Consider the following 12588-nt stretch of genomic DNA (forward strand, 5'->3'; position numbering starts at 1 on the left):
GCCTCGGTGTCGGTGATCGAGACCGCCACCAACACAGCCACCGGAACCATCCCGGGCGCGAATCCGTACGGCGTGGCGATCACCCCCGACGGGTCCCACGCCTACGTCACCAACCTCGGCAGCGCCTCGGTGTCGGTGATCGAGACCGCCACCAACACAGTCACCGGAACCATCCCGGTCGGCCAGAGTCCGTACGGGATGGCGATCACCCCCGACGGGACCCGCGCCTACGTGGCCAACTACGACAGCGGCACCGTGTCGGTGATCGCGATCGATCAAGCACCCACCCTCACCGGAACCCCCGCCGCCGGAGCCCTCGACCAGCCCTACCGCCACGCCTTCACCGTCACCGGCCAACCCGCACCCACCGTGACCGTCACCACCGGCGACCTACCCGCCGGCCTGAACCTCACCAACGACGGGGTGCTCTCCGGAACCCCCACCACCGTCGGGCAATTCGAGTTCACCCTCACCGCCTCCAACGGCATCGGCACTGACGCCGTACTGCCGGTGGTCCTCGAGATCACCGACACCACCCCACCAGTCACCGGATCACTCGGCAGCCTGGACTCGATGACCTGGACCTCCTGACCTCCAGCAGCACCGCCCACCCCGACCTATTGGGGTGGGCGACCGCGTAAGTGACAAGAACCTTCCCCTCAGCCTCCGACACCGGGCATTGAGGGACTCAATCGCGTTGGTGGAGCACAGGACTCGCCGTATCTCGATGTCGTAATCGAGGAACGGTATGAATTCCTGCCAGGCATTGGTCCACAATCGGCTGATCGCCGGATACGTCTTGCCCCAATGCTCGGCCAACTCGTCGAATTCGGCCCGCGCTGCCGCCTCGGTCGGTGCCGCGAAAGGTCGGCTTGAGATCGTGTTTGAGCGCATCCCAGTCCTTACGAGATGACAGCCGGAACGTGTTTGTCGATCACATGCACGACGCAGGTCGCGGCCGTGGTGGCCGGCCACACGTGCTCGACCACCTCCGGCAATCCCTTGAGCCCGTCGCAGACCAGGAAAAACACATCCCGGGTGCCCCGATTACGAATGTCCGTCAAGACCGACATCGGAAAATTTGGCGCCCTCGCCGCCCGTTCCGGCCCACAATCCGAGCACGTCCCGGCTGCCGTCGAGACTGACGCCGATCGCGGCATAAATCGGCCGGTTCGCGACCTGACCGTCTCGAACTTTGACGACGATCGCATCGATGAAAATCGCTGCGTACACCTCGTCGAGCGGTCGGGCGGACCACTCCTGCATCTCCTCGAGTACCTTGTCGGTGATCCACGAGATGGTCTCTTTCGAGACGGATCCGCCTGGGTCGGGTGACCGGAGGCCCATAGGCCTCCGGCTCCCACGGTATCTGCTGCAATTTACGACGCAGAACTCTCGACTGACACGCCCGGAAGCGGTAGCGCATGGGCACTGGGTCACCACCACGCCTCTCACCTTCGCAGTAGTCATCGCCGTCTTCGTACTCGTTCTGACGCTAACCGTCCCGGCGGCAAGGCATCTCGCAGTTGAGCAGAACAGCAGCAGTTGACACTACTGGCGAGAATTCCCGATTCTCCGCCTATGCCTGTCGGTGGGTGTGGCGCTACCGTAAGCGGTAAACGGGCGGGTACGACTTGTTCTCGGAGACCAAGATCTAGTCCTCAGCCCCGGCGAAGCAGCCGAATTCGATACCCATGTCCCGCACTGGTTTTCTACCGCAGATGACGCATCTGCTGAGCTGATCATTCTCTTCGGCCAGCAAGGTGAGCGCGCACATCTTCGTTCCCGGTCAGAGTAGTGACGACTACGTCGAGGGCCAGATGCCGCTGACTTTACGGGCTGGCGCGCCTGCCCTGGGTCGGGTTCGCCCATCAATACCGCTCCCTGGGTAACAACGAACTCCGCTTCGTCCTCGACCGACACTGGAAACGCCTCAACCACACCCTCGACCTCAAGCATCCTCGTCATCGGTAACCAGCGACACCGAGCGGCAACAGAACACCGCCAAAGAGCACCCAAAACCACACCCTGGTCGGAGCGGACTACCGCGCCGTTGTGGTTTCGATTAGCCCGGTGGGTGGTTCCTGAAAATCGGAAAACAATGCCCGGTGGATGATTTCGGTGAAGGACGCGGGCCTCGAACGGGCCTGTTGCGCGGACTGATTCATCGGGCTACCGCCGGCGTCGGGCGAACCGTCGTCGAGTCGCTACCGAACCAGAGCATCAGAAGGTCCTCGACACGTCGGCTGATCGACTCGGGTTCCCCCAGACTACTGGCGACGTGCACGGCACCGACAAACCCGGCGCACAGGCTTTCCCCGAGCCGCGGTGGTGCGGCTGCGGCTCCCAAATCCCCTGAGCGAACAGCGCGCTCGACGATGACGCTGACGGCACTCGTCCATGCGGTGTAGACCTGCGCAGACTTGTCGACTGCCGGCTCGAGACTCATGAGCAGCCCTGCTCGCACCTGGTGGTCCTGTGCGACTCGGTAGGCAAGTTCTCGGTAGATGGCAGCGACCTGCTGATGTGGGCGCTCGTCGGTGGTGGGAATGCGCGTAATCGTGTCGGTCAGGACTTCCCCCAGACCTGCACAAGGCGATGCGCCAGTGCCTTTTTGGACGAGAAGTGGAAGTACACCGAGCCTTTGGTGCTGCTGGCCAGCTCGACGATGCCGTTCACGGCGGCGGCGTAGCTGAGGGTGTTGAACTGTGAGGCTGCGGCCTCGACGATGGTGTCATGGGTTATCTGTGCTCGTTTTTGCAGGGGACGTCCACTGGTTCTCGTCCCGGTTCCCGCGCTGGCTGATACGGCGGTGTCGATAGAATTGTCCATAGTCTGAGACTCCAATCTGTGGTCGATTGCTCTGGCGGCGTTCCTGCACTGCCAGGTCTCTTTCATGTGCGTGGTGCAATGAGCCGCGTAGCCTCTCCCCCGTTGCCCTCAGCTCACTGATGCAAGTTCTTCATCGTGGAAGGTCTCGGCTGCCCACATATCGAAGAGGGGTGGGCTATCGAATCCTGCTGCGCGGGCGGCGGTATCGAATCTTTCGTAGCGGCGCCATGAGGTCGAGGTGACGACGGGAGGCGTCGAGTTCTGGGCGATCGCTTCCCAGTGCAAAGCTATCGCTCATGAGGAGCACTGTGCACCTGGCTGAGCCGAGGGACAGCGTCGAATCAGTGAGTGTGACGCCGGCATCTCCCAGCCACTCAAGGTGATTGCCTGACCATTCTTCAATCGAACGGTTTACCGATCGGCGAGCTGCTGGCACGTTACGTAGACATCGGCCGTCTTGACCTCCCCTGAGAATCCCGTTTGTTGTGACCCTTGACACGAAACCGTAAATGAATGTAGCTTCATTTCCAGTGAATGAATATTCATTTGTAATGAGCACATCCTCAAACGGTGGTGAAAAAGCCACAGTGCAACTCGAATCGGCAAGAACCGCCTCGACAAGGGAGTCCCCCATGACTGACTTCGAAGACATCGACTACGCGATCGACGGATCTGCCGCGATCATCACGATCAACCGGCCACATCGCTACAACGCGTTCCGTGGAAAGACGGTTGAGGAGCTCATCAAGGCGTTCCGTGCAGCTTGGGCGGACAGTGCGGTCTCGGCGATCATCCTGACCGGCGCGGGAGAGAAGGCGTTCTGCACGGGCGGCGACGTCAAGCAGCGTGCCGAGACCGGCGACTACGGTCCCACCGAGAGCGGGATGTTCGAAATCGGCAACTTGCACAAGCTGATTCGTGATGTTCCCAAGCCTGTGATCGCTGCGGTCAACGGCATCGCAGTCGGCGGAGGACATGTTCTGCATGTGCTGTGTGACCTGACCATCGCGTCCGAGACTGCGAAGTTCGGACAGGCCGGCCCGAGAGTCGGTTCATTCGATGCCGGCTTCGGCTCGGCATACTTGGCCAGGGTTGTCGGCGAGAAGCGAGCCCGCGAGATCTGGTTCCTGTGCCGCCAGTACGACGCCGCCACAGCCGAACGCTGGGGTCTGGTCAATTGGGTCGTGCCCGCCGATCGACTGCTCGACGAAGCGAAAGCGATCGCCGCCGAGATCGCCGAGAAAAGTCCCACGGCGCTGCGCTTCCTCAAGCAGTCATTCAATGCAGACACCGACCATCAAGCGGGGCTGAGCAATCTGGCCATGTCTGCCCTCGATTTGTTCACCAAGTCCGAAGAAGGCCTCGAGGGCGCAAAAGCGTTTGCCGAGAAGCGTCCTGCCGATTTCGGCAAGTTCGTCAAGGCCTGAACTGCACTAGTTCCCAGGGACGACAGTCCACTCACAAGCCCAAGGACAAACATCATGAACAACAACATCGCACTGGTAACCGGTGCCGGTTCAGGAATCGGCAGGGCAATCGCGCTCGCCTTCGCGGCGCAGGGTGATCAGGTGGTTGCCGCCGATCTCGATCTGCTGGCCGCCGAAACCACGGCCAAGGAATACCCCGAACTGATCACGGCATTGCCGGTGGACATCGCGGACCGTGTCCAGGTGGATGCGCTTCGCGATCGAACACACGCGGAAGTCGGGGTCCCCAACATTATCGTCAATGCTGCCGGCTGGGACCGCACCGACCAATTTCTCAACGCGACAACAGAATTCGCCGAGAAGGTTGTGGCAATCAATTATCTCGGTCCGGTGCACATCGCCAGTTCCTTCCTACCGGGCATTATCGAGGCCGGTAATGGTGGCCGGGTAATCAATCTGGCGAGCGACGCCGGCCGCGTCGGCAGTGCCGGTGAATCCATCTACGCCGGCGCGAAGGGTGGTGTCATTGCGTTGACGAAGTCCTTGGCCCGCGAGATGGCCCGCTACCAGATCAATATCAACTGCGTTTGTCCCGGACCCACCGATACCCCGTTATTCCAGGCGCAGCCAGAGAAGCTCAAAGAGGCTCTGGCGAAGGCCATTCCGTTTCGACGGCTGGCCCGTCCGGAAGAAGTTGCCGCACCGGTGCTGTTCTTCGCGTCCGAGTCCGCATCGTTCATCACGGGCCAGGTGATCAGCGTCAGTGGTGGCCTCACCATGGCCGGCTGAGTCCGACCGACCGAAGGAGGCAACGATCATGACTGATGCATACGACGCCCGGGCATACCGGGAGTATTTCGAGAACGACTTCACATATCTCAACGGATTCCGTCGAAATACGCACCGCTATTGCGATCGCATCGCCTTGAGTTCGCCGCTCACCGGAGAGCGAGTGACCTACGCGCAACTCGGGACGCGGGTGGATCTACTGGCCACGGGGTTGATCGGTGCGGGCGTGCAACCCGGAGATGTGGTTGCGTACCAACTGTTCAACGGCATCGAATTCGCCGAGCTCTACCTCGCCACACAGGCGGCGGGCGCAGTGGGCTCCCCGATGAACTTTCGACTGGCATCGGGTGAGACGGTGTTCATTCTCGAGACCAGCGCCCCGAAGGTGTTCGTCTACGACACCGAGCTGACCCCGATGGTGCAGCAGGCGCTCGATCGTGTGTCGCATAGGCCGTCGTTGATCATCGCGGTCGGTGACGGTGAACCCGTATCGGTCCCCGGAGCCGTAGTGATTCGGTACTCGGAGCTGGCGGCAGATACTGCGGCACTGCCGGTCTCGAAGCGGACGATATGGGACGAGACCACGCGTCTCTACACTTCGGGCACCACCGGGATGCCCAAGGGCGTGCCGCTCAACAGCATGATCGAAATCTTCAGTGCACACGACGTGATCATGCATTTTCCTCTCACACCGGAGGACAAAACTCTGAACATGACGCCGTGGTTCCACCGCGGCGGACTGTATTCAGGCGGCCCAAACCCCTCCTTCTACGTCGGCGCGGAGGTAGTGCCGCTGCGCACGTTCGACGCAGATGTCACCCTCGACCTCGTGGAACAGTTCGGGCTGACCTTCCTGATCGGCGCTCCCACCAACTTGGCGATGTTGGCTACTGCGCAGCAAGAACGCGCCCGCGATCTTTCCTCGCTACGGGGCATCGTCACCATGGGTGCGCCGCTCGAGAAGGAAGCCGCGCTGCACTACCAGCAGATGCTCAACCCGCGTATCTTCAACGGCTACGGCAGTACCGAGGGCTTCTGGAACACTTTTCTTCGCCCGTCGGACCTGCCGGATCGGGCCGGCAGCGCCGGTCGGGCCTGTACCGACGACGACGTTCGGGTGGTCGCGTTGTTCGAAGATCGGCTTGCGCTACCGCACGAAACCGTCGAGCGTGATGGTCAGGACGTAGGCGAGGTGATTATCCGATCACCGAAATGTGCTTTGGCATATCATGATTCACCTGATCAAGAGAAGTCGAAGTACAACAACGGCTGGTTGCATATCGGCGATCTCGCCACCTGGGACCGCGAGGAGTTCGTCACGATCGTCGGACGCAAGGACGACATGCTGATTTCCGGGGGCGAGAACGTGCACCCTGTACAGGTGGAGGAAGCACTCAATCAGCATGAGCTGGTGCTGGACTCGCTTGTCGTCGGTGTTCCCGACGAAAAGTGGGGACGAGTCGTCGTGGCCTACGTCGTCGCCGATGACCCGTCGCTCACGGCAGACGATCTCGAGAAACACTGTCGAGCGCACCCGTTGCTGTCGACGTTCAAGAGACCACGGGCCTACAGATTCGTAGACTCCTTGCCGGTGTCGGCCACCGGCAAGAAAGTCCACTACAAGGCCACTCTCAGTGCGGCCGAAGAACTGGCGGACGGCAAGTTCATCCGCCCCACCGTTACCGAATCGAGGACCACCCCATGAGCGCAACCCGAACCCTGCCCGCATTCGATCCACTCGACCCACTCGGTCTCGACGCGTCCTACTCCGATGACGAGATCGCGGTCCGCGACACCGTCCGCAGCTTCTGTGCCGAGCATGTCACGCCGTACGTTGCAGACTGGTTCGAGGCCGGCGAGTTGCCCGGTGTGCGGGACTTGGCAAAGGAATTCGGCAAACTCGGCATCCTCGGCATGCACCTGGAGGGCTACGGCTGCGGCGGCTCCTCGGCCGTTCACTACGGACTTGCCTGCCTCGAACTCGAGGCCGCCGACTCCGGCATCCGGTCACTGGTGTCGGTGCAGGGTTCACTCGCGATGTTCTCGATCTGGAACAACGGTTCCGAGGAGCAGAAGCAGCGCTGGCTCCCGGGTATGGCTGCCGGCGAACTCATCGGGTGCTTCGGCCTGACCGAACCCGACGTCGGTTCGGACCCGGCGGCGATGAAGACCCGTGCCCGCAAAGACGGCTCCGACTGGATCCTCAACGGCCGCAAGATGTGGATCACCAACGGATCGATCGCCGACGTCGCGGTCATCTGGGCTAATACCGACGAGGGTGTCCGCGGGTTCATCGTCCCGACCGACACCCCGGGTTTCAGTGCCCACACCATCAAACACAAGCTCTCGCTGCGTGCTTCCGTCACGAGCGAATTGGTCCTGGACAACGTGCGACTGCCGCAGGACTCGATGCTGCCCGACGCCAAGGGAGTCAAGGGGCCATTGTCGAGCCTGTCCGAAGCGCGATACGGAATCATCTGGGGTGCGATGGGCGCTGCCCGCTCGGCGTGGGAGACAGCACTCGAGTACTCCAAGCAACGCACCCAGTTCGGACGCCCGATCGGCGGTTTCCAGCTCACACAAGCAAAACTCACCGACATGGCCGTCGAACTCCACAAGGGACAATTGCTCTCGCTGCATCTCGGCCGGCTCAAAGACACTGTCGGACTACGACCCGAACAGGTCAGCTTCGGCAAGCTGAACAACACCCGTGAAGCAATCGCCATCTGCCGCACGGCCCGGACCATCCTCGGCGGAAATGGAATCTCGTTGGAATTCCCCATCATTCGACACATGGTCAATCTCGAATCGGTGCTCACCTACGAGGGCACCCCAGAGATGCACCAGCTGGTGCTAGGCCAGGCCTTCACCGGCGAGAACGCCTTCCGCTGACAGGAGTGAACCCATGACTGCACGATTGACCTACGATTCTGAACACCTCCAATTCCGTTATGTTGTAAGAGATTTCGTTCGAGACAAGATCACTCCGTTCAACGAGGATTGGGAACGAGCGGGTTGTCTCGACCGGTCATTGTTCACCGAGGCCGGTAAACTCGGTCTGCTCGGCTTCCCGGTCCCCGAGAAATTCGGTGGGCCGGGTGTCGAGGACTTCCGTTATCACGCGATCGTCATCGAAGAAGTCAACCGGGCCGGCAATGCTGCCGCGGGCATCGCCTTCTCACTGCAGAACGACGTCGTGCTGCCGTACCTGACCGACATGGCCACGGACGAGCAGAATGCTCGCTGGTTACCTGGAACGGTCACCGGTGAAACTGTTCTCGGTATCGCGATGACCGAACCCGGTACCGGTAGCGATCTGACGGGCATACGCACCTCGGCTGTGCGCGACGGTGACGACTACGTCGTCAACGGCAGCAAGACCTTCATATCGAACGGCCAGAACGGAAACTTGTTCGTCGTCGCTGTCCGTACATCCGACGACAAACACAAGGGCCTCTCACTTCTCGTCGTCAATTCCGATACCGTTGGCTTCAGCCGGGGCCGCAATCTCGACAAGATCGGACTGCACGCGCAAGACACCAGCGAGCTGACGTTCACGGACATGCGAGTGCCGGTTGCGAATCGCCTCGGCGAAGAGGGTCAGGGCTTCTATCAACTCGTGCACAACCTGCCCCAGGAGCGGCTGTCGTTGTCCGTCGGGGCCGTCGCCGCGGCGGAGGGTGTATTCGCGCAGACTCTCGAGTACGTCAAAGCGCGCAAGGCGTTCGGCAAGGCTGTGGCGAGTTTTCAGAACACACAGTTCGTACTCGCCGAACTCGCAACCGAACTCGACATTGCCCGTACGTTCGTCGATGACTGCATCGCAGAACACGTTGCCGGTGAACTGACTGCAGCGCGCGCGGCGCGATTGAAGTGGTGGACAACGGAACTGCAGGTGCGTGTGGCGGACAGGTGCCTGCAACTGCACGGTGGCTACGGGTACATGCGAGAGTACGCAGTGTCCCGCGCGTTCGTCGATGCCCGCATCCAGACGATCTACGGCGGTACCACCGAGATCATGAAGACGATCGTCGCAAAGGATCTCGGTATCTGAACATGGACCGGCTCGATATCGTTGACCTGAACTGACATGATCCGGCTGCACCGAGGAGCACCACAATGACTATCGATTCCAGCGGCCTGTCGATGGACGAGGCTGTACGAGCTCTCCGTACCGACTCGCGTCGTCGCCAGGTCCTCCGCGCTGCGGTCAAGGTCATGGAACGTACCGGATTCCACCAGATGTCCATGCAGGCATTGGCTGATGAGGCCGACGTCAGCGTCGGCCTCATCTATAAATACTTCGGCGGCAAGGAGGACATCCTGCTGGCCACCATCATGACTATCCTCGACGCGTTCCGGGATCAGCTTCAACCGGCGATGGATACGGTTGGGGACGATCCGGTCGAACGACTAGCTGCGGGTATGCGACGGTACATCGAGGTTGTCGACGAGAATCTTGACGGAACAGTGCTCACCTACCGGGAGAGCCGGACTCTTGACAGTGCTGGCCGCGCACGAATCAAGGAACTCGAGGTGGAAACCGCAGCACCGATGCGCGACGCACTCGAAGCGGGCATCGCGGCGGGTTCGATGAACGAGATCGATGTCGACCTGATGGTTTTCGACATCATGCTGCTCGCCCATGGGTGGGCGCTCAAACACTGGCATTTCGGCGCCATTTACACACTCGACGAATACATCCGGCTGCAGACCCGCTTCGTGCTGAACACGGTTGTGTGTGAGGACCAGCGCAGCAAGTATTCCCAACTTCTGAGGTGACCACGTGACAGTACGCATCCAACGCACAGGCCGAGTAGGCACCATCACCCTGGACCGCCCGCCCGCCAACGCATTCGACGAGACGCAGACGGCGGCACTCGTGGCCGCCGTAACGGACCTCGACGCGGATTCCGATATTGGTGTCGTGTTGATCCGCAGCGATCAGCGGATCTTTTGCGGTGGAGCGGATATCGCAATGATGGATTCCTGGAGCGGAACTCCGGACCGCGGCGATCGGCTGCGCAGATTCACGGCTGCATTGCAAGACGCGTATGCACTTGTCGAGTCGATGCATACGCCGTCTGTGGCAGCTCTCGCCGGCGCGGCCACGGGCGGAGGCCTGGAATTGGCGCTGGCGTGTGATTTCCGGGTAGCCGGCTCCGGAATCAAGCTCGGCCTTCCTGAAGTAGGAATCGGGCTGCTACCGGGGGCCGGGGGAACGCAACGGCTCACCCGAATCGCGGGACTTTCGGTGGCCTACCGGATCATCTTGGGCGCTGAACTGGTGAGCGGCCGCGAGGCCGAACGACTGGGTATCGTGCACTGGGCCACCGACGGGGATGTCGATGCCGAAGCCCTAGCCTTGGCCGAACGACTCGGGAAGCTTCCTCCCCTGGCCTACGGCGCGGCCAAACGATGCATTGCCGCGGCACACGGTGACGGCGGTTACGTACATGAACTCGACGAAATCAGTCGACTCATCGAAACCCCCGAGACCACAAGGCTTCTGGAGGGTTTCATCGCACGGTCTGCGTCTACGTCACGCTGACCGGATCTCGGTTCGCGAAGCGTTGTGCCAGCGTGGCATACACGATCAGTTGGATTTGATGAAAGATAATCAGCGGCAACACGATCAGACCCACCGGCTGGCCAGCAATGCGCACGGCAGCCATCGGTAGACCGGTTGCCAACGATTTCTTGAATCCGCAGAAGATGATGACGATCTGATCGGGAAGATCGAAGCCGAGTTTCCTTCCGGCAAGGGTGGTTGCCCCCAATACGGCAGCACACCACCACCAGTATCAGGATCTGCCAGCTCGTGATGGTGCCCCAGATTCCGTCTTTAATGATCTCGCTGAACGCGGCGAAGACAACAAGAAGGATGGATCCGCGGTCGACGAACTTGGTGGGCTCCGCGTGCTTCTGTAGCCAGCCGATCACCAGCGGACGGATCAATTGGCCGACGATGAACGGCACCAGCAACTGTGCGACACGCATTTGAACCGATACCGGACACCTTCAGTCGCAGATGCTGGCGATGAGTTCCTCGGCAACGTCACGCACCTTCTGGTTCGTGCGCTGCGAGGTATCCGTGAACATACGGAACGCAGCGTCGGCGTCGACACCGTGAATCGCGATGACGATGCCCTTGACAAGGCCCCGCTCCTACCGGGATGACAGCACCCGACCGAGACCGGGTCTATATCGATCACGGAATCAGTGGCCGGCAGACCCGGCGACCCGGACTCGACAATGCGATCAACGCTGCCCGCGAAGGCGACGTCTTCTGCATGACCAAACTCGATCGACTCTCCCGGTCCGCGAAGGACCTTCACGAGACTGTGGGGCGACTGGCGGACAAGGGTGTGGCGTTGTCGATCGACGGGAAGATTTACGACCCGACCGATCCGATGGGCAAGATGTTCATCGGCGTTGTCGGGTTAATGGCTGAGTTCGAGTCAGACTTGATCCGGAGTCAGACTTGATCCGGAGTCGGACGCGGGATGCTGTTGCGGCGGCCGGCAAGATGAAGGGCCGTCAGCACAAGCTGACGCCGGAAGGGCGTGCGTATCTACTGCAAACGTACGAGACCGGGCAGTTCAAAATCGAAAAACTTTGCAGAAATACAAGTTTGAAGCGTTCAGCACTGTATTCGAACATCGAGTTGGCGCGCACGGAACGGAAAACCGGAATGCTCCCGACAGTCTGATCTCGATCCGTCACGTCTACAGCTGACTGAATTTGTCGAGCACTCCGTACCGAATAGCGTCCGCGGAAAAGCGCGCCAAAAAATTCCGGGAGCCACCAGCGAAGGCTGTCTCAGAAACGTCAGACACACTCAAGTAGACGCTAAAAATGGTGAGACACGTTTCTGAGACACATTACGATTCGACGACTGTTGCAGTCGATTTCGCTCCGGAACTACTTTCTACCGCCGGGTGATCCTCGGCTGGCGATCTGAATTTGCTTCTCCGGTCACGCGGTGGTGTCTCAGCTTTGCGTGTCTCAGGAACGGACGAATGAGAGACGACCCGAAGTAGCACATAACTATGCAAAAGGGGGTTCCGCGGCGGTCGGGGTCAGGATTTTGCTCTATGCATACGATCGAGTCATCGGAGGAGATCTCTTCTTTGTTTACGGAACACCAAGTTGGAGGTTGAGATTGTGAATCGTCAAAAAGGTGTCGCTGTAGCAGCTGTCGCGGTTGTCCTCGTCGGTTCGTACTTTGCGCTGACCAATCGAGGCCAGAATCAACCACCTGGAACAACGAATCCTATGACGGTTCAGCAATACGACCATGGTGCGACCAGTGGTCTTGGACATACTGAGGTCATGACGAGCCGAGGAGTGGTCCGCAGTTGGGACGTGGGGGGTATGCAGGGCGTGATCGACTCCGCAGACACCCCGAGCGGTAGCTGGACTTCATGGACATCCGTAGTGGTCCACGGGTTCCCGGCTTTGGTTGAAGGTCAGGAAGTCGAGTTCGAGTGGAATCAACTCGACGAGCCTTCAGACGGTTACGACTTTCACACCGTGC

General features: G+C 60.5%; 14 protein-coding genes and 3 pseudogenes. 11 read left to right on the forward strand and 6 right to left on the reverse strand.

Going from position 1 to position 12588, the window contains the following annotated elements:
* On the forward strand, positions 1 to 591 hold a 591-nt coding region (locus tag QM600_RS16725), incomplete at its 5' end, for a YncE family protein (RefSeq protein WP_283262616.1).
* Between the two features lie 18 nt (positions 592 to 609).
* Here QM600_RS16725 and QM600_RS16730 read toward each other — a convergent pair.
* Positions 610 to 1323, reverse strand: a pseudogene (locus tag QM600_RS16730) (IS256 family transposase); the annotation flags it as partial.
* 292 nt (positions 1324 to 1615) lie between these two features.
* Here QM600_RS16730 and QM600_RS16735 point away from each other — a divergent pair.
* Positions 1616 to 1798 (forward strand): annotated as a pseudogene (locus tag QM600_RS16735) (cupin domain-containing protein); the annotation flags it as partial.
* Positions 1799 to 2164: 366 nt separating this feature from the next.
* On the opposite strand, the gene QM600_RS16740 reads toward QM600_RS16735, so the two are convergent.
* From QM600_RS16740 to QM600_RS16750, 3 genes are all read right to left on the reverse strand, one after another.
* Positions 2165 to 2449, reverse strand: coding sequence for a hypothetical protein (locus QM600_RS16740; RefSeq protein WP_283262617.1), 285 nt, complete (start codon positions 2447 to 2449; stop codon positions 2165 to 2167).
* 119 nt (positions 2450 to 2568) lie between these two features.
* The gene (locus QM600_RS16745) at positions 2569 to 2832 is read right to left on the reverse strand and encodes a TetR family transcriptional regulator (RefSeq protein WP_283262618.1); all 264 of its coding nucleotides are present in this window, start codon (positions 2830 to 2832) and stop codon (positions 2569 to 2571) included.
* Positions 2833 to 2940: 108 nt separating this feature from the next.
* A complete protein-coding gene (locus tag QM600_RS16750) occupies positions 2941 to 3117 on the reverse strand; it encodes a hypothetical protein (protein ID WP_283262619.1) in 177 nt (58 codons plus the stop codon).
* 347 nt (positions 3118 to 3464) lie between these two features.
* On the opposite strand from QM600_RS16750, the gene QM600_RS16755 reads away from it, so the two are divergent.
* From QM600_RS16755 to QM600_RS16785, 7 genes are all read left to right on the forward strand, one after another.
* Positions 3465 to 4259, forward strand: a complete 795-nt coding sequence (locus QM600_RS16755) for an enoyl-CoA hydratase-related protein (protein WP_283262620.1) — start codon at positions 3465 to 3467, stop codon at positions 4257 to 4259.
* A 54-nt stretch (positions 4260 to 4313) separates the two neighbouring features.
* Entirely contained in the window at positions 4314 to 5048 is a 735-nt protein-coding gene (locus tag QM600_RS16760) for an SDR family NAD(P)-dependent oxidoreductase (protein WP_283262621.1), read from the forward strand.
* Between the two features lie 28 nt (positions 5049 to 5076).
* Complete coding sequence (locus QM600_RS16765; RefSeq protein WP_283262622.1) at positions 5077 to 6753, forward strand: class I adenylate-forming enzyme family protein; 1677 nt, start codon at positions 5077 to 5079, stop codon at positions 6751 to 6753.
* Positions 6750 to 7940: an acyl-CoA dehydrogenase family protein gene (locus QM600_RS16770; protein WP_283262623.1), complete on the forward strand. Its 1191-nt coding sequence runs from the start codon at positions 6750 to 6752 to the stop codon at positions 7938 to 7940. The genes QM600_RS16765 and QM600_RS16770 overlap by 4 nt, the downstream gene beginning before the upstream one ends.
* A gap of 13 nt (positions 7941 to 7953) precedes the next feature.
* Entirely contained in the window at positions 7954 to 9102 is a 1149-nt protein-coding gene (locus QM600_RS16775) for an acyl-CoA dehydrogenase family protein (RefSeq protein ID WP_283262624.1), read from the forward strand.
* A 65-nt stretch (positions 9103 to 9167) separates the two neighbouring features.
* Positions 9168 to 9830 (forward strand): TetR/AcrR family transcriptional regulator, encoded by a 663-nt coding sequence (locus tag QM600_RS16780; protein WP_283262625.1) that lies wholly within the window; start codon positions 9168 to 9170, stop codon positions 9828 to 9830.
* Between the two features lie 4 nt (positions 9831 to 9834).
* A complete protein-coding gene (locus tag QM600_RS16785) occupies positions 9835 to 10599 on the forward strand; it encodes an enoyl-CoA hydratase/isomerase family protein (RefSeq protein ID WP_283262626.1) in 765 nt (254 codons plus the stop codon).
* On the opposite strand, the pseudogene QM600_RS16790 reads toward QM600_RS16785, so the two are convergent.
* A pseudogene (locus QM600_RS16790) lies at positions 10586 to 11042 on the reverse strand (bile acid:sodium symporter); the annotation flags it as partial. The gene QM600_RS16785 and the pseudogene QM600_RS16790 sit on opposite strands and share 14 nt — an antisense overlap.
* 27 nt (positions 11043 to 11069) lie before the next feature.
* Positions 11070 to 11195 carry an ANTAR domain-containing protein gene (locus tag QM600_RS29920; protein WP_502943006.1) on the reverse strand — a complete coding sequence of 42 codons (126 nt, stop codon included), beginning with the start codon at positions 11193 to 11195 and terminating at the stop codon, positions 11070 to 11072.
* A gap of 29 nt (positions 11196 to 11224) precedes the next feature.
* On the opposite strand from QM600_RS29920, the gene QM600_RS16795 reads away from it, so the two are divergent.
* Together QM600_RS16795 and QM600_RS16800 are read left to right on the forward strand one after the other, a co-directional pair.
* Positions 11225 to 11536, forward strand: a complete 312-nt coding sequence (locus QM600_RS16795; RefSeq protein ID WP_283262627.1) for a recombinase family protein — start codon at positions 11225 to 11227, stop codon at positions 11534 to 11536.
* 847 nt (positions 11537 to 12383) lie between these two features.
* Positions 12384 to 12588: hypothetical protein (locus QM600_RS16800; protein ID WP_283262628.1), on the forward strand; the 205-nt coding region annotated here is incomplete at its 3' end.

The sequence above is a fragment of the Rhodococcus sp. IEGM 1379 genome, assembly GCF_030056815.1.
Classification (GTDB): domain Bacteria; phylum Actinomycetota; class Actinomycetes; order Mycobacteriales; family Mycobacteriaceae; genus Rhodococcus_F.